Source organism: Sphingoaurantiacus capsulatus, from assembly GCF_042648405.1.
In the GTDB taxonomy this organism is placed as follows: domain Bacteria; phylum Pseudomonadota; class Alphaproteobacteria; order Sphingomonadales; family Sphingomonadaceae; genus Sphingoaurantiacus; species Sphingoaurantiacus capsulatus.
Genome location: NZ_JBHRXV010000013.1, coordinates 12,956 through 33,369, shown reverse-complemented (window position 1 = coordinate 33,369; position 20,414 = coordinate 12,956). Strand labels below are relative to the sequence as shown.

General features: G+C 69.3%; 15 protein-coding genes. 10 read left to right on the top strand and 5 right to left on the bottom strand.

Annotated elements, in window-relative coordinates:
- Window positions 1–184 precede the first annotated feature (184 nt).
- Window positions 185–3,034 carry a TonB-dependent receptor gene (locus tag ACFOMD_RS17080; protein ID WP_380863628.1) on the top strand — a complete coding sequence of 950 codons (2,850 nt, stop codon included), beginning with the start codon at window positions 185–187 and terminating at the stop codon, window positions 3,032–3,034.
- A gap of 180 nt (window positions 3,035–3,214) precedes the next feature.
- Here ACFOMD_RS17080 and ACFOMD_RS17075 read toward each other — a convergent pair whose 3' ends face one another.
- The 3 genes from ACFOMD_RS17075 to ACFOMD_RS17065 are packed head-to-tail and all read right to left on the bottom strand — an operon-like array spanning window position 3,215 to window position 7,480.
- On the bottom strand, window positions 3,215–4,363 hold the full coding sequence (locus ACFOMD_RS17075; RefSeq protein WP_380863626.1) for an acyl-CoA dehydrogenase family protein: 1,149 nt from the start codon (window positions 4,361–4,363) through the stop codon (window positions 3,215–3,217).
- 11 nt (window positions 4,364–4,374) lie between these two features.
- Window positions 4,375–6,687: a penicillin acylase family protein gene (locus tag ACFOMD_RS17070; protein ID WP_380863624.1), complete on the bottom strand. Its 2,313-nt coding sequence runs from the start codon at window positions 6,685–6,687 to the stop codon at window positions 4,375–4,377.
- Window positions 6,680–7,480, bottom strand: a complete 801-nt coding sequence (locus ACFOMD_RS17065) for an enoyl-CoA hydratase/isomerase family protein (protein WP_380863622.1) — start codon at window positions 7,478–7,480, stop codon at window positions 6,680–6,682. Before ACFOMD_RS17065 ends, ACFOMD_RS17070 begins: the two co-directional genes overlap by 8 nt.
- Window positions 7,481–7,564: 84 nt before the next feature.
- Between ACFOMD_RS17065 and ACFOMD_RS17060 the strand changes: the two genes are divergently transcribed.
- From ACFOMD_RS17060 to ACFOMD_RS17020, 9 genes are read left to right on the top strand one after another with little or no spacing between them, the layout of a single operon-like run.
- Window positions 7,565–8,368, top strand: coding sequence for an enoyl-CoA hydratase/isomerase family protein (locus ACFOMD_RS17060; RefSeq protein WP_380863620.1), 804 nt, complete (start codon window positions 7,565–7,567; stop codon window positions 8,366–8,368).
- Window positions 8,365–9,945: an AMP-binding protein gene (locus ACFOMD_RS17055; RefSeq protein ID WP_380863618.1), complete on the top strand. Its 1,581-nt coding sequence runs from the start codon at window positions 8,365–8,367 to the stop codon at window positions 9,943–9,945. The genes ACFOMD_RS17060 and ACFOMD_RS17055 overlap by 4 nt, the downstream gene beginning before the upstream one ends.
- Window positions 9,946–9,965: 20 nt before the next feature.
- Window positions 9,966–10,712, top strand: coding sequence for an SDR family NAD(P)-dependent oxidoreductase (locus tag ACFOMD_RS17050; RefSeq protein ID WP_380863616.1), 747 nt, complete (start codon window positions 9,966–9,968; stop codon window positions 10,710–10,712).
- On the top strand, window positions 10,712–11,887 hold the full coding sequence (locus ACFOMD_RS17045) for a M20 family metallopeptidase (RefSeq protein ID WP_380863614.1): 1,176 nt from the start codon (window positions 10,712–10,714) through the stop codon (window positions 11,885–11,887). The genes ACFOMD_RS17050 and ACFOMD_RS17045 overlap by 1 nt, the downstream gene beginning before the upstream one ends.
- A 7-nt stretch (window positions 11,888–11,894) precedes the next feature.
- Window positions 11,895–13,448, top strand: a complete 1,554-nt coding sequence (locus ACFOMD_RS17040; protein ID WP_380863612.1) for an ABC transporter substrate-binding protein — start codon at window positions 11,895–11,897, stop codon at window positions 13,446–13,448.
- Window positions 13,445–14,401: an ABC transporter permease gene (locus ACFOMD_RS17035; RefSeq protein ID WP_380863610.1), complete on the top strand. Its 957-nt coding sequence runs from the start codon at window positions 13,445–13,447 to the stop codon at window positions 14,399–14,401. The genes ACFOMD_RS17040 and ACFOMD_RS17035 overlap by 4 nt, the downstream gene beginning before the upstream one ends.
- 1 nt (window position 14,402) lies before the next feature.
- Entirely contained in the window at window positions 14,403–16,229 is a 1,827-nt protein-coding gene (locus ACFOMD_RS17030; protein WP_380863608.1) for a dipeptide/oligopeptide/nickel ABC transporter permease/ATP-binding protein, read from the top strand.
- Window positions 16,226–16,960, top strand: coding sequence for an ABC transporter ATP-binding protein (locus tag ACFOMD_RS17025; protein ID WP_380863606.1), 735 nt, complete (start codon window positions 16,226–16,228; stop codon window positions 16,958–16,960). Before ACFOMD_RS17030 ends, ACFOMD_RS17025 begins: the two co-directional genes overlap by 4 nt.
- The gene (locus tag ACFOMD_RS17020; RefSeq protein WP_380863604.1) at window positions 16,954–18,852 is read left to right on the top strand and encodes a CocE/NonD family hydrolase; all 1,899 of its coding nucleotides are present in this window, start codon (window positions 16,954–16,956) and stop codon (window positions 18,850–18,852) included. The genes ACFOMD_RS17025 and ACFOMD_RS17020 overlap by 7 nt, the downstream gene beginning before the upstream one ends.
- Before the next feature lie 12 nt (window positions 18,853–18,864).
- On the opposite strand, the gene ACFOMD_RS17015 is transcribed toward ACFOMD_RS17020, so the two are convergent.
- Both ACFOMD_RS17015 and ACFOMD_RS17010 read right to left on the bottom strand, forming a co-directional pair.
- The gene (locus tag ACFOMD_RS17015) at window positions 18,865–19,545 is read right to left on the bottom strand and encodes a TetR/AcrR family transcriptional regulator (RefSeq protein ID WP_380863602.1); all 681 of its coding nucleotides are present in this window, start codon (window positions 19,543–19,545) and stop codon (window positions 18,865–18,867) included.
- A gap of 66 nt (window positions 19,546–19,611) precedes the next feature.
- Window positions 19,612–20,367 carry a GNAT family N-acetyltransferase gene (locus ACFOMD_RS17010; protein WP_380863600.1) on the bottom strand — a complete coding sequence of 252 codons (756 nt, stop codon included), beginning with the start codon at window positions 20,365–20,367 and terminating at the stop codon, window positions 19,612–19,614.
- Between the last annotated feature and the right edge of the window lie 47 nt (window positions 20,368–20,414).

Genomic DNA, 20,414 nt, shown 5'->3' with positions numbered 1-20,414 from the left:
CTGTTGTGTCGTCGCTTTGGGGAGTAGGAGGCGGTTCGCCGTCTCAGTGCAAATTCAAATCGGGGTGGGGAGCGGCTGCGCCGCCGTCGTTTTCCACTCAAGAATGACACCGGTGTCATTCGGCAAAGATGCCGGAGGACATCGCTAGTCGAAACGGCCATAGAGCCGCCTAGGGGAGTGATCGATGCGCAACCGACCGACGTCCATTGTCCATCCGGCGAAGCTGACGCTGCTGCTGGGCACCGCCTCGCTGCTCGCGATGGGCAGCGCCGCGCAGGCGCAGGATAGCGCCGCCGCCGAACCGGCGCCCGGCACGCTCGATGCAGACGCCGAAGAGATCATCGTCACGGGCTTCCGCGCCTCGCTCGGCGCCTCGCTCGCCGAAAAGCGGCTGTCGACCTCGATCGTCGACGTCATCAAGGCGGAGGACATCGCCGACTTCCCCGACAACAACCTTGCTGAATCGCTGCAGCGCATCCCCGGCGTCGCGATCACGCGCGATCAGGGCGAAGGCCGTCAGATCACCGTCCGCGGCCTCGGCCCGGTGTTCACCCGCGTGCGCATCAACGGCATGGAAGGCCTGTCGACCACCGGCGGCGCCGACGCCTCGGGCGGCGCCAACCGTGGCCGCAGCTTCGACTTCAACGTGTTCGCGTCCGAACTCTTCAACTCGATCACGGTGCGCAAGACCGCCTCGGCCAATGTCGAGGAAGGCTCGCTCGGCGCCACCGTTGACCTGCAGACTGCGCGTCCGTTCGACTATCGCGAGGACATGACGATCGCCGGCTCGGTGCAGGGCGGCTACAACGACCTGTCGGGCAAGATCGACCCGAAGCTCGCCGGCGTGTTCTCGACCAAGAGCGCCGACAACACGATCGGCATCCTGCTCTCGGCCTCCTATTCCGAGCGCAACACCACCGAGGAAGGCCCCTCGACGGTGCGCTGGGAGCGCGGCACCGACAACGGCGGCTTCGCGACCACGTCGACGCTGCCCACCGGCGCCACGCAGGGCTACGCCTTCTTCCATCCGCGCATCCCGCGCTACGACAGCTACAAATATGACAACAAGCGCCTCGGCCTCACCGCCTCGCTGCAGTGGGCGCCGCAGGATTCGACGCTGCTGACGTTCGACACGCTCTATGCCGACTTCAAGTCGCAGCGCGCCGAGCAGTATCTCGAGGCGATCTCGTTCAGCCGCTCGGGCACCGGCAAGCCGCAGACGGTGATCCTGCCGGGCGCGCAGGTCGACGCGACAAACAGCCTGGTGTCGGGCACGTTCAACGGCGTCGACGTTCGCGTCGAATCGCGCTTCGACAAGCTGCGCACCAAGTTCCAGCAGTACACCGCCAACCTCGAGCAGGAGCTCGGCGAGCGGCTGCGCCTCGACCTGATCGGCGGCTATTCGAAGTCGGCCTTCGCCAACCCGATCCAGACGACGGTCGCGCTCGATGCGAACAACGTCAACGGCTTCGCCTATAATTTCACCAACGGCCGCAACCCGACGATCACCTACGGCAACCTCGACGTCACCAACCCGGCGAGCTTCATCCTCGGTGAAATCCGCCTGCGGCCGCAATATGTCGACAACACCTTCAAGACCGGCCGCGCCGAGCTGGAGTTCGACGCGACCGAGACGCTGAAGATCCGCGGCGGCGCCGACTACAAGAAGTACAGCTTCGACTCCGAGGAGTATCGCCGCGCCAGCGAGACCGATGTGGCGGGCCTCGTACCGGCCGGCGGGCTCGGGCCGCTCAGCTCGCAATATTCGATCGACAGCGGCACCAGCATCAACGGCTCGCCGCGCACTTTCGTCATCCCGAATTTGCAGGCGTTCGCCGACAATCTCGGCATCTATTCAAACACCGGCCGCTTCGCGCTGACCGGCATTCCGAACGCCAGCGCCCGCGGCAATTTCGTCACCGTCGACGAGCGCAGCACGGCAGGCTTCCTGCAGGCGGCGTTGGACAGCGAGGTCGGCGGCATGCGCCTGCGCGCCGATGCCGGCCTGCGCTATGTCGAAACCAAGCAGACCTCGACCGGCTACCAGAATGGCGGCCCGGCACCGGGCTACACCTTGGTCGAAGTCGAGCGGACCTACGACAACTGGCTGCCCTCGGCGAACCTCAGCCTCGACGTCAGCGAGGATGTCGTCCTCCGCGCCGCGGTGGCGAAGGTAATCGCCCGCCCGAACCTCGGCACCGTCAACCCGGGCGGCTCCTTCTCGATCAGCGGCGGCAACCGCACGCTGACGCTCGGCAACCCGTTCATCAGCCCGACCAAGGCGACCGATGTCGACTTCTCGTTCGAATGGTATTTCGCCAAGAACGCCGCCGTCGTCGTCGGCCTGTTCTACAAGGATATCTCGAGCTTCGTCGCGACGAGCGTCCAGTCGATCCCGTTCAACCAGCTCGGCCTGCCCGACAGCCTGCTCGTCGGCACGACGGTGCAGCCGACCGACCTGTTCACCGTCACCCAGCCGGTCGACAGCGACGGCGGCGAGCTGAAGGGTCTCGAACTCGGCTTCCAGGCACCGTTCACCTTCCTCGGCAGCTTCGGCGAGAACATGGGTATCCAGGCGAACTACACCTATGTGAAGTCGGAGATCGAATATCCGCTGGCGACCTCGGCCGGCGCGCCGGTGGTGATCCACCCGCTGGTCAACCTGTCGAAGCACAGCGCCAACGCCACGCTCTATTATGAGGACGAGGTGTTCTCGCTGCGCGGCTCGCTCGCCTATCGCAGCGGCTTCCTCACCACGGTGCCGGGCCGCAACGGCGTCGCGCCGGGGGCGGGGCCGGTGTTCAACACCAACGCCGGCCAGCCGACCTTCAACAACGTGGAGGGGACGCACGGCTCGCTCAACGTCGACATGTCGGCGTCGTTCAAGCTGACCGACAACATCACGCTGACCGCCGAGGCGATCAACCTGACCGACGAATACACCGACCAGTATATCGACAGCGCCGCCGACCGGCTGAGCGTCTATCACCACACCGGCCGGCAGTTCTACGTCGGCGCCCGCTTCAAGTTCTAGGCGGCAGAGCAATCGAAGGGCGGCGCGCCGGAAGGCACGCCGCCCTTTCCTTTTCGTCCTCCCCGCGAAGGCGGGGACCCAGTCCATTCAAATGACGTGCCCGCTCTGCGGGCGCCTATTCGTTCGTGCTGGTTCCCCGCCTTCGCGGGGATGACGATGCTGTGGTTGGTATGTCGTGCTCTATCCGCCCGCCTTCATCGTTTCGCGGGCGATGACGATCTGCTGGATCTGGCTGGTGCCTTCGTAAATGCGGAAGATGCGCACATCGCGGTAGAAGCGCTCGATGCCATAGTCGGCGATGTAGCCGGCGCCGCCGTGGATCTGCACCGCGCGGTCGGCGACACGGCCGACCATCTCCGACGCGAACAGCTTCGCCGCCGCCGCTTCGAGCGTGACGCTCTTGCCGCTGTCGCGGGTGCGGGCCGTCTCCAAGGTCAGCGCCTTGGCCGCAAGGCTTTCGGTCTTCGAGTCAGCGATCATCGCCTGAATGAGCTGGAACTCGGCGATGGCCTTGCCGAACTGCTTCCTCTCCGCCGCGAACGCCACGCAGTCGGCGATCAGCCGCTCGGCGACGCCGACGCAGACCGCGGAGATGTGCAGCCGCCCGCGGTCGAGCACCTTCATCGCCACCTTGAAGCCTTCGCCCTCGGCGCCAAGCCGGTTCTCGATGGGAACGCGCACCCCATCGAAGCTGACGGTGCAGACATGGGCCCCCTGCTGGCCCATCTTCTTCTCAGGTGGGCCGACATGGAGGCCGGGGAGATCGCCGGGAACGAGGAAGGCGCTCACCCCTGCACCCCCCGCCTTGTCGGGGTCGGTGCGCGCCATCACCGTGAACAGCCCGGCCTTGTCGGCATTGGTGATGAAGATCTTCTGCCCATCGAGCACATAGGCATCGCCATCCAGCCGCGCGCGGGTCTTCACCGCGGCGGAGTCGGAGCCCGCTTCCGGCTCGGTCAGCGCGAAGCTGGTGACGATCTCGCCGCTGGCGATGCCGGGCAGCCATTTCGCTTTCTGTTCGTCCGACCCGAACATCACCAGCCCCTGGCTGCCGATGCCGACGTTGGTGCCGAACACCGAGCGAAACGCCGGCGACGTGCGCCCCAGCTCGATGGCGACGAGGCATTCCTCCTCCATCGACAGGCCGAGGCCGCCGTATCCTTCCGGTATCGTCAGCCCGAACAGGCCCAACTCGCGCATTTCGGCGACGACCGCCTCGGGCACCTCGTCGGTCTCCGAGATGTGCGCCTCCAAGGGACGCAATCGCTCCGACACGAAGCGGCGGACCATGTCGATCAGTTGGTCACGGGTTTCGAGGTCGAGCGCCATCGTGGGTCCTGTCAGCGGCCGGGGGTGAAGCGGAGGGTCTGCGTCGTCGCGGCGTCGATCGCCTTGCGCGAATAGAGAAGCGGGACGTAGCGGCCGGTCGCCCACAGCTCGAAATGGTCGCGATAATGCGGGCTTGCCGGGTCGCCCGACTGGCCGGCGCCGTTGATCACCTTGCTGTCGTCCCATTTGCCGACGTCGAGCACCATGCGGAACGAGGCGCCGGTCATGCGACGGCCATCGGCGCGCCAGCCGGCGGCGAGCGGCGACAGATAGGTGCCGGCGCCCGGCAGCTTGGCGGTCGACAGGTCGAGCTTGTCACCGGCGAGGCCCTGCAGCGCATGCTCGAGATAGACGTGGTGCAGCTTGCCCCATGCCCATGTCGTGCGATCGGGGCCGAGCGCGGCGGTCACTTCGGCGACGGCAACGGTGAGGCTGGTGCGCAGGATGCGCAGGCGGGTGTCGGCCGGGGTCGGCCCGGTCAGCCGGTCGATCACCGCGGCCACTTCCGCGCTGGTGATCAAGGGCCGCGCGGCCGGCGGCGTCAGTTCGGCGACGGTGGCGGGGCGGAGGTGCTTGATCAGCCAGGTTTCGAACAGCGCGGCGGCGGGGCTGTCGGCGCCGGCGACGCCGTCCCAGCCCTGCAGCAGCCGCACGTCGGCGCCGAGCTGGGGATCGTCGGCGAGGGGGGTGAGCAGCGGCAGCAACTGGCGCGCGACGACATTGGTCGCGTCATTCTGCAGCGCCATCGAATCCGCCAAGGTCGATTTCGGCTGGCGGTGCAGCACCTCGTCGATGCGTTCCTTGCGCGAGGTGTGCGCCCACTCGAAGCCGGGCTTGCGCTCGGCCACCGGATAGCCGGCGGGGAGGTTCATCTCGTTGGCGGTGGCGATGAAGCCCGCCGCCGGATCGGCGCTGCGCGGCAATGCCTCGTTGGGCAGGAAGCCGTCCCATTCGTAGCGGCCGTCGCCCGGCACCGGCAGCAGCCCGTCCCAGTTCTTCCGCACCGGCACCCGGCCGGCGGCGATCCAGCCGATATGCCCTCTGGTATCCGCATAGACCTGGTTTTCGGACGGCGTACCCCAGCCGTCCATCGCCGCGACGAAGCCCGGCCAGTCCTTGGCGCGCATGTAGCGCATCGATCCGAAATAGGCCGAGGTGCCGGGCGCGCTCCACACCGACCGCAGCGCGAAGGCGCGGGTGGCGTCATGGTGCAGGACGGGGCCGTGACGGGTGAAGCGAAGCTCGGCGGTTTGCGGGGCTGCGCCTTTGACCTCGATGGTCTCGCGCACCACCTGCATCGGCTCCCACCCGCCTTTGTAACGGTAGCGGTCGCCCTCGGTCACATAGACGTAGAGGTCTTCCTGATCGGCGGCGAAGATGGTGAGGCCGAAAGCGATTTGGCCGTTGTGGCCGATCGAGATGCCGGGCAGCGCCGGCTCGCCCGCGCCGATCGCCGACAGGCCGGGCGCCTCCATATGCACGACATAGCGGATCGACGGGATGCCGAGGTCGCGGTGCGGATCGTTGGCGAGGATCGGGCGGCCGGTTGCGGTGCGCGACGGCGCGATCACCCAGTTGTTCGAGCCTTCGGACTCGATGTCGAGCGCCGCCACCGGCACGCCCTGCAGCTTGTCGAAGGTCACGCCGGCAGCGCCCAGGCGATAGGTGTCGAGCACCTCCGCCGGGATGGCGCAGGGGTCGAGACCGTCGGGGATTTTTGTCTCCCACTTCGGCTTCAGCGATTGGCGCAGCTCGTCGGCCTTGAGGTCGGCCGCGCAGGCGATGCGGGCGCGCGCGACTTCGGAGGTGACGTTGCGGGTCAGTGCGTGGCTGCGCACGCGGACGATGTCCTCGGCGTGCCACAGGTCGGGCTGCGAGCCGGCGAGGGCGAACTCAGGCGGCAGCGGCGCGCGGCCGGCGCGCACTTCGCCGACATAGGCGTTGACCCCGGCGACGAATGCCTCGGTCTGCGACTTGGCGTCGGCGCCGTACGACGCCCATTCGGCCGCCATGTCGCCGCGATAGAGCAGCAGCCGGGCGGCGCGATCCTGCGCGACATAGGCGGGGCCGAAGTCGCGGGCGAGCAGGCCCAGCCCGCGCTTGCGCCACAGATCGATCTGCCAGAGCCGGTCGCGCGCGGCGTTATAGCCCTGCATGAAGAAGGCGTCGCGCGGGGAGGCGGCATAGATATGCGCGATGCCCCAGCGGTCGACCTTGATCTCCGCCGGCGCGGCGAGACCGGGGAGGGGGCGCGGCGTTTCCGCCGCCCGCCCCGCCCCGCCGATGCACAGTGCCGCCAGCGCGACGGCGAGCCGATCAATCATCGGTCGGCCCGGTGAAGTTGGGTTCGCGCTTCTCTTTCACCGCCGCGATGCCTTCGAGCGCATCGGGGCCGGAGAAGCCGAGGAATTCGGCGGCGAGCGACGCCTCGAACGCCGGGCCGGCGAGGCGCAGCCAGTGGTTGAGCGTGTGCTTGGTCCAGCGGATCGCGGTCGGCGATCCCTTGGCAAGGCGCGTCGCCACTTCGCGGGCGCGGGCGAGCAACTGGTTGTCCTCGACGCATTGCGCGACAAGGCCGATGTCGGCGGCGGTCTGCCCATCGAGCCGGTCGCAGAGCAGCAGGTAATAGCGGGCGCGGGCGAGGCCGCAGAGGATCGGCCACGACAGCACGCCATGGTCGCCGGCGGCAACGCCGATGCGGGTATGGCCATCGAGCAGCAGCGCCGACTTGCCGGCGATCGAGATGTCGGTGAGCACCGCCAGCGCAAGGCCGGCGCCGACCGCGACGCCGTTGATCGCCGACACCGTCGGCTTGGCGCAGTTGACGATATTGTGGACGAGGTCGCGCGCCTCGCGGAAGCCCTTGGCGCGCGCGCCGAAGTCGGTCGCCAGCTCATTCACCCAGCCGAGGTCGCCGCCCGCCGAGAAGGCGCGGCCCTCCGCACGCAGCAGCACGCAGCGCACCTCCGGATCGGCGTCGATGTCGCGCCACACGTCGGCGAGCAGCTTGTGCATGGCGCCGTCGACGGCGTTCATCTTGCCGTCGTTGAGCACGAGTTCGAGCACGCCATTCTCGTCGATCGTCGGGTTCAGCCGGGCGTATTTTTCGGGCAGCATCAAATCCTCCTTGTCAATCGATCGATCGATCGATAGCCTATTACATATCGAATTGAGTGGAGCGAGCGAAAAATGGCGTCTGGGGTGAGGGCGGAAGCAGCTGCGAACGGCGAGGGCGACAGCCTCGTCGTGTCGGTCGCGAACGCCGTCGCCACGCTTCGCCTCAACCGCCCGCGCGTCCACAATGCGCTCGACGATGATCTGCTGGCGCAGCTCGAATCGGCGCTGGCCGCCGCCGACCGCGACCCGGCGGTGCGCGCGCTGGTGCTGACCGGCACGGGGCCGACTTTCTCGGCCGGCGATGACCTCAAGAATCTGCGCGACGGCAGCCATGAGGATTTCGCCGTCACCATCCGCGCGCTGCAGCGGGTGACGGCGGCGATGGTCGGGCTGTCGAAGCCGATCATTGCGGCGCTCAATGGCCCGGCATATGGCGCGGGGCTCGAACTCGTGCTTGCCTGCGACATGCGCTTCGCCACTCCCCGCTTCGCCTGCGCGACGCCGGAAGTGCGGCTCGGCCTCGTCGCCACCAACGGCGCATCGCTGATCCTGCCGCTGCTCATCGGCCCGTCAAGGGCGCGGCACCTGCTGATGTCGGGGGCGACGCGCGAGGCCCACTGGTGCGCGAGCGTGGGGCTGGTCGATGAGATCGTCGCCGACGAAGCGCTGCTGCCGCGTGCCACCACGCTCGCCGCCGAGCTGTCGAGCGGCGCGCCGGGCGCCACCGCCGCGACGCGCGCGCTGCTCAACGTGCCGTTCGCCGATGCGATGAAGGCGGCGCTCGACGCCGAGGCTGCGGCCTGCATCGAGGCGCGCGCCTCGGCCGAGGCCGACGAGGGTGTCGCCGCCTTCTTCGCCAAACGTCCGCCGGCGTGGACGCGACCATGATGACGGAACCGCAGAACCTCGCGCATCTGCTGCACGCCCGCGCGGCAGTCACGCCCGATCGCCTCGCGCTGTGCTTCGAAAGCGACACCCTCAGCTACCGCGAACTCGACGAGCGCGCGGCGCGCATCGCCGGCGGGCTGGGCACGCTAGGCGTCACGCGTGGCGAGCCGGTGGCGGTGCTGCTGGAAACGAGCTGCGACTATGTCGCCGCCTGGATGGCGCTGACCCGGCTGGGCGCGCTCGAGGTGCCGATCAACACCGGCTTTCGCGGCGGTGCGCTGGCGCATGCGCTCAACCTGACCAGCGCGAAGCGGCTCATCTTAGACGCCAGCCTCGCGCCGCTCGTCGCCGAAATCCGCGATCAGCTTCCGCACCTGAAACAGGTGTTCCTGCGCGGCGACCCCTCCGCCGCGCAGGGCCTCGGCGGGCTGTCGGTGCTGCGCTTCGAGGAACTGCTCGATGCCGCGCCCGGCGGCCCGCCGATCGCCACCGATCCGGGCGAAGCGGCGCTGCTGCTGTTCACGTCCGGCAGCACCGGGCCGAGCAAGGCCTGCCGCATCCCGCACCGCTACACCATCCGGCAGGCGCAGATCTTCGGGTCGCAACTGGGCGTCGGCCCCGACGACGTGCTCTACGCGCCGTTCCCGCTGTTCCACGCCGACGGCGCGATCTTTACGGTCGCCGCAGCACTGGCGGCGGGCGGCACCGCCGCGCTCGCGTCGCGCTTCTCGGTCACGCGTTTCTGGGACGATTGCCGCCGCCACGGCGCGACGCTGTTCGATTACATGGGCGCGACCTTGACCATGCTCTACAAGCAGCCGCCGTCGCCGCGTGATCGCGAGCATCAGGTGCGGCTCGGCTGGGGCGTCCCGGCGCCGCTGTGGGCCGACGCGTTCGAGGCGCGCTTCGGCGTCGAGCTGGTCGAGGTCTACGGGCTCAGCGACGCCGGCATTCCGCTCTACAACCGCCCCGGCGAACCGCGCCGCGTGGGAAGCTGCGGCCGGGCGGTGGCGCCGTTCGACCTGCGCCTCCACGACACGCGCGGCATCGAAGTGCCGACCGACGAGGTCGGCGAGCTGGTGATCCGCGCCGACGAGCCGCACGTCATCCTCAGCGACTATTACGGCAACCCGGAAGCGACCGCCGAAGCCTTCCGCGACCTGTGGTTCCACACCGGCGACCTAATGCGGCGCGACGGCGAGGGCTATTTCTACTTCGTCGGGCGGCTGAAGGACATCATCCGGCGGCGCGGCGAAAACATCTCCGCCTTCGATCTCGAACAGACATTGCTCAACCATCCCGATCTCGTCGAGGCGGTCGCCTACGGCGTGCCCAGCGAGATGACCGAGGAGGATGTGATGGTCACCGTCGTGCCGCGCACCGGCGCCGCCGTGACCGCGCAGGACGTCGTCGACTGGGCGGCGGCGCGGCTCGCGAAGCATATGGTGCCGCGCTACGTCCGGATCACCGACGCCATCCCGCGCACCGAGACCGAGAAGCCGGCGAAGTACCAGCTCAAGGCGCTCGGCGTGACCAGCGACAGCATCGATTTCGAGGCCGGCGGACGCCGCGCCTGACAGCACACGGGGAGGACGATATGGCAGCATCAACCGCAGGGCCGCTGGCCGGCAAGGTCGCGGTGGTCACCGGCGGCGTGAAGGGCATCGGCGCGGCGATCGTCGCGCGGCTCGCCGCCGACGGTGCGCGCGTCGCCATCCTCGATCGCGATCCAGCCGCACCGGGCCAGCCGATCGTCGCCAGCGCGCAGGCCGATGTCGGCGATTATGCGGCGGTGTCGGCGGCGCTCACGCGTTTCAACGACGAGGTCGGGCCGATCGACATCCTCGTCAACAACGCCGGCTGGGACCGGGTGCAACCCTTCCTCGCCAACGAGCCGCCGCTCTGGGATACGCTCGTTCGCATCAACCTGATCGGCGTGTTCAACACCATCCACATCGTGCTGCCGATGATGAAGGGGCGCGGCGGGCGCATCATCAACATCGCGAGCGACGCCGGCCGCGTCGGCTCCTCGGGCGAGGCGGTCTATTCGGCGTGCAAGGGCGGCACCATCGCCTTCACCAAGGCGATGGCGCGCGAGGCGGCGCGGGAGCGCGTGCTCATCAACTGCGTCTGCCCGGGGCCGACCGACACGCCACTGCTGACGGGCATGCGCGAAGAAGAGTCGGTCGACCGGCTGATGGACGCGATCGTCAAGTCGACGCCGTTGCGCAAGCTCGCGACCCCCGAAGACATCGCCGCCGCCGTCGCCTATTTCGCGGGCGAGCCCGGCCATGTCACCGGCCAGATCCTGAGCGTGAGCGGCGGGCTCACAATGGCCGGCTGATGGACATTTCCGCCCGCATCGACCGCGCGCGCCTGTCGCGCACCCTGCTCGAACTGATCGCCATTCCGAGCGTCAACCCGTTCGGCCGCGACGGCGATGTCGGGCCCGAGTTCGGCGAGGTGCGGGCGGCGGGATATGTCGCCGACCGGCTGGCGAAGCTCGGCTGGGCGACCGAAGTTGACGAGTTCGTGCCGGGCCGCGCCAACGCGCTCTGCCGCCGCGCCGCCGATCGCGGCGCCAATATCGACGGGCGCCCCGCGATCGTGTTCGCCGGCCACCTCGATACCGTCGAGGTCGACGGCTACGATGCGCCGTTCGCGTCGCGCGAAGAGGGCGGCCGCATCTACGGCCGCGGCGCCTGCGACATGAAGGCGGCGATCGCCTGCTATATCGAGGTTGCCGAAATCCTCGCCGCCGAAGGCATCGAACTGAACGGCGAACTGATCGTCGCGGGCGTCGCCGACGAGGAATATCGGCAGGAGGGCGCCAAAGCCGCCAAGCCGCACCTGCCGCCGACGCAACTCGTCGTCATCGGCGAGCCGACCGAGATGAAGGTCTGCGTCGCCGCCAAGGGCCTCGCCGCCTACACGCTGTCGGTCGAGGGGCAGGCGACGCACGGCAGCGTGCCCAACGCCGGCCGCAACGCCATCCTGCGCGCCGCGGAGCTGCTGCCCGCCTTCGGCCGCCACGCGCATCATCTGACCTGCCGCGCGCATCCGCTGCTCGGGCCGGGCGTGCTCAACGTCGGCGTCATTCGTGGCGGGTTGAAGCCCAACATCGTGCCGTCGAGCTGCGAAGCGGAGATCAGCCGCCGGCTGCTGCCCGATGAGACGCCGGCCTCGGCGCGCGACCTCGTGCTCGGCGAGCTGGAGGCGGTCGGCGGCGACCGCGACTGGCAGCTTTCCGACGCCTGGTGGGCGGTCGACCCCTACGAGAATGGCGATGGCAATATCGTCGCGGCCTTCCAGCAGGCCGCTGCTGCCGCGGGCGTCGCCGACGTCACCGCCACCGGCTTTCCGGCCAGCTCCGACGCGGCCTATTTCGGCGCGCCGGTGGTGATTTTCGGGCCGGGCTCGCTCGATCAGGCGCACAGCCTCGACGAATGGGTCGAGGTCGACGAGATGGTGAGCGCCACCGCCGCCTACCTCCGCTTCGTCCTCGACCGGCTGGCCTGAGCGAGACATGCGGGCGGTGGTTCTGGCGCTGGTGCTCGCCGGCTGCTCGGCGCCCGAGGGCGGCGGCGATGCGGACACGTTCAGCATCTCGCTCACCGCCGACGCCGGCAACCTCGACCCGCAGCACGCCGCGACCTTCGCGCCCGCCTTCCTCGCCGGCCTCGCCTATGAAGGGCTGGTCGCGAAGACCGAAGATGGCCGCCTCGTGCCGGGCCTCGCCGAAAGCTGGACGCAGACACCGACCAGCGTGACCTACAAATTGCGCGACGGCCTCACCTGCGCCAGCGGCGAGGCGCTCACCATCGACGATGTCGCCGCCAATTATCGCTATGTTGCTGACCCTAAGAACCAGTCGCCGCTGCTCGGCGGCGGCGGCATCCCGATCGGCACCAAGATCGAGGTCGACCGGGCCGCGCGCACGCTAAAGCTGACCACCGCGGCGCCCTACAGCTTCCTCGTTCACATGACCGGCGGGCTCACGATCGTTTGCCCGCGCGGGCTGAAGGATCGCAGCCGACTGGTTCACGGCACCGAAGGCACCGGGCTGTTCGCGCTGACTGAAGCCGTCGCCAACAGCCATTACGTCTTCACCCGGCGCAGCGGCTATCGCTGGGGCGCCGACGGCACCACCTCGGAGACGCCGGGCGTACCGAAACGGCTGGTGGTGCGCATCATCCCCAACCAGACGACGGCGGCGAATTTGCTGCTCGCCGGCGACCTGACCGCCGCCCCGATTCTCGGCCCCGACCGGCGGCGGCTCGAGACGGCGGGCTTCCGCGCGATCGGCAGCCGCGCGCCCGCCTTCCACATGTGGTTCAACCAGAAGCCCGGCCACGCCACCGCCGACCTGAATGTGCGCAAGGCGCTGTCGCTCGCCATCGATGTGCCGCAACTGGCGAAGGTCGCGACCGGCGGCATGGGGCTGAAGCCGCGCCGGCTATCGGGCTCCGAGCCGGTGGCTTGTCCTGCCGACATCGTCGGCCAGTTTCCGCCGCGCGACGAGGCGGCGGCGAACGCACTGCTCGCCAAGGCGGGCTGGCTGCGCGGGCGCGATGGCATCCGTCGCAAGAACGGCCAGCCTTTGTCGCTGAAGCTGGTGTGGGACCGCGATCTCAACGACCCGACCTCGTCGGCCTATGCCGCCGAATATGCGATCAGCCGCTGGCAGGCGCTCGGCATTAAGGTCGGCTCGCGCAGCGTCGGCGGCGCGGAGGTCGGCCAGGTGCTGTTCGGCACCGGCGACTATGACATCTCGTGGGTGCCGATCGTCGTGTCGCTGCCCAGCCGCTTCCTCGGCTTCGTCTCCGGCCCGACGCCGCCCAACGGCCTCAACTTTCCGCACACGAATATCCCCGAAGCCGACCGGCTGGCCGCCGAAGCCAACACCAGGGTCGGCGACGCCTCCTGCCCGACGTGGGACCGGGCGGAGCGGCAATATCTCGACACCGCCGCGGTGGTGCCGATCGCCGACACCGACAATGCGCTGATGACCCGCCGCGCCACCTTTGCGAAGGCCGGGCTGATGATCATCCCGACCTCGATCCGGATGATTGCGGAATGAGCGCCTTCGCCGCCCGCGCCGGTGCGATCTCTCGGCGGATGACGCGGCTGCTGGTCGCGCTTTGGCTGCTGGTGACGCTGTCTTTCCTGATGGTGCATCTGATCCCCGGCGATCCGGTGCGCGCCTCGCTCGGGCTGACCGCGCCGCTCGAACTGGTCGAGGCGCGGCGGACGGCGCTCGGGCTCGATCGGCCGCTGCATGAACAATATGGCGCCTATCTCAAAGGCCTCGCCACCGGCGAGCTTGGCACCTCCTTCACCTCGCAACTGCCCGTTGCGCAGATCATCGCGCAGCGGCTGCCGGCGACCCTGTCGCTCGCCGGGCTGGCGCTGGCGATCGTGCTGCCGCTCGGCGCCGGCATTGGCCTCGCGATGGCGGTGGTCACCAGCCATGGCCGCCGCCCGCGCGCCGACGCCGGCTTCGACGCGGCGAGCGGGATCGTTACGGCGATGCCCGAGTTCGTGACCGCGGTGGCGCTGACCGCGCTGTTCGCGGTTGCGTTGCCGTGGCTGCCGGTCGCTGGGCTGACGGGGCCGAAGTCCTACATCCTGCCGCTCGCCGCCCTGTCGCTTGGGCCGTCGGCCGTGCTCGCGCGCATCGTCCGCGTCGAGGGCGTGAAGGTGCTGCAGCAGGAATATATGCGCACCGCGGGCGCCAAGCGGCTGCGCTGGCCGGCGATCTACCTGCGTCACGCGCTGCCCAATCTGCTCACCGCGACGCTGACCGTTGGCGGGCTCATCCTCGGCAGCCTGATCGCCGGGACGGTGCTGGTCGAGCATGTCTTCGCCTGGCCCGGCCTCGGCTCGGCGGTGGTGCTGGCGATCACGCAGAAGGATTTGCCGCTGACGCAGGGGCTGGTGCTCACGCTCGGCACGATCGTGCTGATCGTCAACGCGGTGGTCGACCTGCTGATCGTCAGCGTCGATCCGCGCTCGTCGCTGCGGGTGGATTGAGATGATCGACCCCGCCCGCCGCCGCGCCGCGCTCACGTTGCTCGCCTGCTTCGGCGTCTTGCTGGTGATGGTCGTCGCCGGACTGGTGCTCGAGGCGTCCGCGACACGCATCGACCCCGACGCCTCGCTGACGCCGCCGGGCTGGGCGCATCCGCTGGGCACCGACGAACTCGGCCGCGATGTCGTGGCGCGCGTGCTGGTCGCCAGCCGGCTCTCGCTCGGCATCAGCCTGATCGCGGTGGTGATCGGCGCCAGCGCCGGGCTGCTGCTCGGCGCCGCCGCGGCGACCGCGCGCGGTTGGATCGGGCGGCTGCTGGCCGAGGCGATCAACCTGCTGCTCGCCTTCCCGGCGCTGCTGCTCGCGCTGTTCGTCGCGGCGATCGTCGGGGCGGGGGCGTCGAGTGCGATCTTCGCCATCGCGCTCGCCATCCTGCCGAGCTTCGCGCGGCTGGCGCAGACGCTCGGCGCCGGCATCGCGCAGGCCGACTATATCGCCGCCGCGCGGCTGCTCGGTGTCGGGCCGTTCCGCATCCTCGTCCGTCACGTCATTCCCAACATCGCCGCGCCGCTGCTGGTCACCACGATGATCGCGGTCAGCGGCGCGCTGCTGGTACTGTCGGGGCTCTCATTTCTCGGCTTGGGCGTTGAGGCGCCGCGTTACGACTGGGGCATGCTGCTCAACCAGGGGCTGACGCGCATCTATGTCAGCCCGGCGTCGTCGCTGGCGCCCGCCGCCGCCATCGTGCTCGCCGGGCTGATCTTCAGCCTGATCGGCGAGGCGCTGGCGGTATGGCTTGGCATCCGTCAGGTGCAGCCCGCCGCCGCCGAGGCCCACGATGATCGCCGCTCCACCGTCTCGAGCGATGTGCTGCTCGGCGTGAAGAAGCTGACCGTCGAGGTGCCCACCGCCCACGGCCCGGCGGCGGTGGTGCGCGAGGTGTCGCTGCGCATCGACCCCGACGAGCGCGTCGGCATCGTCGGCGAATCCGGGTCGGGCAAGACGCTCACCGCGCTCGCCATCGCGCGGCTGCTGCAGGGGCGCTGCACCTCGACCGCCGAGGAACTGAGCTTTCGCGGCCGCTCGCTGCTCGGCCCGGCCGACGACGCAACGCGCCATCTGCTCGGCCGCTCGCTCGCGGTGGTGTTCCAGGACCCGCTCGGCTCGTTCAACCCGGTGAAGCGCATCGGCGGCCAGCTTGCCGAGGTCGCCGTCGAACATGGCGGGCTGACCCGCGACCAGGCGCACACGCGCGCCGTCGATCGCCTGCGCGCCGTCGGCATCGCCGAGCCCGAAGTGAAATCACGCGCCTATCCGCACCAGATGTCGGGCGGCATGCTGCAGCGATCGATGATCGGCATGGGGCTGATGCTCGAACCGAAGCTGATCATCGCCGACGAGCCGACGACGGCCCTCGACGCCACGATCCAGAAGCAGGTGCTGGCGCTGCTCGACACGGTCTGCGACCGCACCGGCGCGGCGCTGCTGCTGATCTCGCACGACCTCGCGGTGGTGGCGCAAAGCTGCGACCGCATCCTCGTCATGTATGCCGGCCGGGTGGTCGAGGACATGCGGGTCGAGACGCTGCGGGACGGCCCGGCGCATCCCTATGCCCATGCGCTGCTCGCCTCGGCAATCGACCTCGATACCGATGTCGCCGCGCCGCTGCCGACCATCCCCGGCCGGCCGCCGATTGCCGGCGGTGCCGCCCCCGGCTGCGCCTTCGCGCCACGCTGTCCGCGCGCCAGCGACGCCTGCGCGGTCGATCCGGCGCTGTCTCCGATCGGCGCGATGCACGATGTCGCTTGCTGGCATCCGGTGACCGCATGAGCGCGCTTCATCTCGACCGCATCACCGTCCGCTACGGCCGCGTCACCGTGCTGGAAGACCTGTCGCTGAGCGTGCCCTGGGCTGGTGCGCTCGGCATCGTCGGGGAGTCCGGCAGCGGCAAGTCGACCGCCGCGCGCGCCGCCTGCGGGCTGGTGCCGCTCAGCGGCGGACAAGTGCTGATCGACGGCAAGCCGCTGCGTGCGCGGCGCGGAATCCCAAGCCCCGTGCAGATGATATTCCAGAACCCTGCCGCCTCGCTCGACCCGCGGCTCACGGTCGCTGCCGCCATCGCCGAAGCGTTGCCGCGCGGCCGGCCCGCGAACGAGGTGCTGCGCTATCTCGATCTCGTCGGGCTGGAGGCGGTGCACGCCACGCGCCGCCCCGCCGAATTGTCGGGCGGGCAGCGCCAGCGCGTGGCCATCGCCCGCGCGCTCGCCGCCGAACCGAAGGTGCTGATCGGCGACGAGATCACCTCGGCGCTCGACGTGTCGGTGCAGGCCGCCATCCTCAACCTGCTGCGCCGGCTGCGGCAGGAGCTGGGCTTCACCCTGCTGTTCATCTCCCACAATATCGCCGCCGTCCGCTATCTCTGCGACGACATCGCGGTGATGCAGGGCGGGCGGCTGGTCGAGGCCGGCCCCGCCGACCAGATCACCCGCGCCCCCACACAACCCTATACCCGCGCGCTGCTCGACGCCGTCCCGCGCCTCAAGGAGGATTCGCCATGCTGATCTCGCGCGAAGAGAATCTGTCGCACGTCACCATCAAGATGTCCGACGGCACCTTGATCGCGGCGAGCCTGCATCTGCCGCAGGGCGACGGGCCGTTCCCGGTGCTGGCAATCTTCTATCCCTACCGGAAGGACGATTTCATCGGCGCGTCGACCGCCTATCCGCGGACCTTCTTCGCCGAAGCCGGATACGCGACCCTGCTCGTCGACATCCGCGGCTACGGCAGCTCGGGCGGCCCCTCCTATCAGGCGTGGGACCCGCGCGAATTCGACGACGGTTACGAGGTCGTCGAATGGGCGGCGCGTCAGGATTGGTGCGACGGCAATGTCGGCATCTGGGGCACCTCCTATGGCGGCGCGCAGGCGCTCGGCATCGCGTCGAAGCGGCCGCCGTCGCTGAAGGCAATCGCCAGCATCTATGGCGCCGCCGACATCTATCATGACTTCGTCTATCCAGGCGGCGGGCCGAACGGACTCGGCGCCGCCGCCTGGTCGGCGTTCGTCGTCGCGCTGGAGCTGGCGCCGCCGGGGTTGCAAGACCCTGCCGGGCAGTGGCTCGACGCATGGGGCAGCCGGCTGCGGCGGCTCGACGACAACCAGATCTCGGCGCAGCTCTGGCCGGCGCATCCGACCTTCGACGACTATTGGAAGGAACGGGTCATCCCGGTCGAGAAGATCGAGGTGCCCAGCTATTTCATGACCGGCTGGCGCGATCTGCTCTGCCAAGGGATGCTCGATGCCTACGACAAATGCACCGCGCCGAAGCAGCTGCTCGCCGGGCCGTGGTCGCATGCGGCGCCCGATGTGGTGCCGGATGCGCCCTATCATTGGCTCGACGAGTTGCGGCAATGGTTCGACCGCTGGATGCGTGGTGCGCCGGCCGATGATCGGCCCGATGTCGTGTATTGGGTGCAGGGCAGCGAGCGCTGGTGCTCGGACGGCGTGTGGCCGCCGGCAGTTACCGCGACGGTCAGCCATCCGGCCGCCGACAAGGCGCTGGCGGGGCACGCGACCGACCTGTCCGACCCCTATGAGGGCCGCGCGCTGGTCGGCGCCGGGGCGGGGCTCTGGTATCCGATGGGCATTTCCTTCGGGAACGAGTTCGACCAGGGGGCCGACGACGCCAAGTCGCTCACCTACACCTCGGTGCCGCTCGATGCGCCGCTGGTGCTGGTCGGCACGCCGCGCGCGCACCTCGATCTCCGTCTGGAGGCGGAGGGCGACGTCGATCTCTGCGTGAAGCTGGTGCATGTCGATCCGCAGGATCGCGCGACCTTGATCACCTCAGGCTGGCAGCATGTGCGTGCCGATGGCGAGGGCAAGCGCCGCGTCACCGCCGACATCGCGCTGTTCCCCACCGGCTATGAAATTCCCGCCGGTCACCACTACCGGTGGACGGTGGCGCTCGCCGACTTCCCGCGTCTGTGGCCGACGCCGGGGAAGAAGCGCATCGACCTGAACGGCGCGACCCGCTTCACCCTGCCGGTGGCGGGCGAGGGAACGGCCTTCACCCCGCCCGCGCCGCCGACCGGCGTCAATCGCGCGCCGTGGATGGTCAGCGCCGAACCGATCTGCCGCATCAATCGCGACATCGTGAAGAACGGCGTGTCGATCACCGCCGGCATGAAGGCGGAAATGGAGCTGCCGCAGGGCGGGCGAATGCGCATCCACCACATTGTCACCGCCGAGATGCGCGAAGCGGCGCATGCCTCGGCCGCGATCACCACGCAGGCGGAGCTGGAGCTGCTGCTGGCGAGCGGCGAGGAAATCCGGGTGGATACGGCGGGCTATGCGACGCCGGGACGGCGGCACCTGACGGGCAGGATCAGCACCGGCGGGCGGACGCTGTTCGACCGCCAGTGGACGAGCCTGAACGGCAAGCCGGTCGGTTGAATCCCTCTCCCCTCAAGGGAGAGGGGAAAGATACCTTGTCGGTGAAGGCACGTTCAAATCCGCCCGCACCAACGGCTTTCCGTCCGGGTCCGTCGCGCGCAGCAGGGCCAGCGCATTGTCGGCATAGGTTCGGCACAGCTCGTCGAGCTTCAGTCGGCCCTTCGCTGAAAACCAATGCGACACGCCGGTCGCCATCTGCAGCAGCGCCCGCGCCGCGAGGTTCGGGTGCGCGGTGCTGAACACGCCGGCCTCGACCCCGGCCTCGACCGCGCCGCGCCACAGGCCTTCATATTCGTCGCGCAAGGTCAGCACGTCCTTCAGCCGATCGCCCGACAGTGCGCGCAGCTCGGTGTCGGTGACGAGCGTGGCCAGCCGATCGCTCGCATGCGCCCAGACATGATGCTCGACGATCGCGCACAGCGCCGTCGCCGGGTCGGCGATGTCGGCGCGGATCGCGGCGGCGGCATCGCGCAGCGGGGTGATCGCGCCCATCATGATCTCGACGAGCAGATCATCCTTGTTTGTCATGTAATGGTAGAGCGTCGAGGTGGTCAGCTCGGCGGCGGCGGCGAGGTCGCGGATGCCGGTGCCGTGGAAGCCGCGCTCGGCGAACAGCCGCACGGCGGCGCGCAGCACGCGCTGCTGCGTGGTCTCGTCGCCGGCTTTCGCGGCGCCTGACTTCGGTGGCGACAAACGGCTCCCCTCTCCGAACCGACTGAACGATCGATCGCCCTTACGCCATGGCCGGCGCAGCGACAATCATGCGGGCCCGCCGACCCAGACGCGCAGATCCTCGAGCTTGCGGAAGCCCAGCGCCTCGTAGAGCCGGAAGCCCATCTCCGACGAATGCAGGAACACCCGCCGCGCGCCGCCGGCGAAGGCGTCGGCGACCATGCGGCTGGTCAGCGCGGCGGCATAGCCGCGGCGGCGAAAGTCATCGTCGGTGGCAATGGCGATGAGGCCGGCATGCTCGGCGCCGGCGATCGACGAGCCGGTCACCGCCAGCGCACCATCGACCTCGCCGACATAGCTGCCCCAGAAGGGCTTGGCCTGATTGGCCTCCGACATCACCAGATCGAGCGCGCCGCGCGGGCTGCCGAGGCCGTGGGCGACCAGGTCCATGTGGAAGCGCGGCTCATCGGCGGTGAGCGTGCGCAGCGCCAGTGCGGGCGGGCAGGCGACGGGGCGGAAGGCGTCCGGCTCGACCGCCATCAGCGGCAGGTCTTCGTGGAAGTGCAGCCCGAGGCCGTCGAGCATCGCGTCGAGCCCGGTCACCGACGACCGCAGCTTTACCGTGAACGGCAGCCCCGACGCTTGCACCCGTGCGACGAGGCTGGTGATCATCTCCGCGGTCGCTTCTGGTCCGAACACATAGAGCCCGTTGCAGCCCGCATAAGGCAGCGGGCTGATGTGCGCACTCACCCCCGGCTGCCGCTCGGTCCACACGTCGGGGCCGGTGGTCAGCAGCCGGCCGATCTCGGCATGCGCGCGCGCCACCTCGTCCGCGACATCCATAGCATCCGCTAAGGCCATTCGTTCAAATCCTCGATCGATCGATCGAT

Coding starts and splice junctions, on each gene's coding strand:
- ACFOMD_RS17080 (WP_380863628.1), top strand. CDS start 185: ATGCGCAACCGACCGACGTCCATTGTCCATCCGGCGAAGCTGACGCTG.
- ACFOMD_RS17075 (WP_380863626.1), bottom strand. CDS start 4,363: ATGGCGCTCGACCTCGAAACCCGTGACCAACTGATCGACATGGTCCGC.
- ACFOMD_RS17070 (WP_380863624.1), bottom strand. CDS start 6,687: ATGATTGATCGGCTCGCCGTCGCGCTGGCGGCACTGTGCATCGGCGGG.
- ACFOMD_RS17065 (WP_380863622.1), bottom strand. CDS start 7,480: ATGCTGCCCGAAAAATACGCCCGGCTGAACCCGACGATCGACGAGAAT.
- ACFOMD_RS17055 (WP_380863618.1), top strand. CDS start 8,365: ATGATGACGGAACCGCAGAACCTCGCGCATCTGCTGCACGCCCGCGCG.
- ACFOMD_RS17050 (WP_380863616.1), top strand. CDS start 9,966: ATGGCAGCATCAACCGCAGGGCCGCTGGCCGGCAAGGTCGCGGTGGTC.
- ACFOMD_RS17045 (WP_380863614.1), top strand. CDS start 10,712: ATGGACATTTCCGCCCGCATCGACCGCGCGCGCCTGTCGCGCACCCTG.
- ACFOMD_RS17040 (WP_380863612.1), top strand. CDS start 11,895: ATGCGGGCGGTGGTTCTGGCGCTGGTGCTCGCCGGCTGCTCGGCGCCC.
- ACFOMD_RS17035 (WP_380863610.1), top strand. CDS start 13,445: ATGAGCGCCTTCGCCGCCCGCGCCGGTGCGATCTCTCGGCGGATGACG.
- ACFOMD_RS17030 (WP_380863608.1), top strand. CDS start 14,403: ATGATCGACCCCGCCCGCCGCCGCGCCGCGCTCACGTTGCTCGCCTGC.
- ACFOMD_RS17025 (WP_380863606.1), top strand. CDS start 16,226: ATGAGCGCGCTTCATCTCGACCGCATCACCGTCCGCTACGGCCGCGTC.
- ACFOMD_RS17020 (WP_380863604.1), top strand. CDS start 16,954: ATGCTGATCTCGCGCGAAGAGAATCTGTCGCACGTCACCATCAAGATG.
- ACFOMD_RS17010 (WP_380863600.1), bottom strand. CDS start 20,367: ATGGATGTCGCGGACGAGGTGGCGCGCGCGCATGCCGAGATCGGCCGG.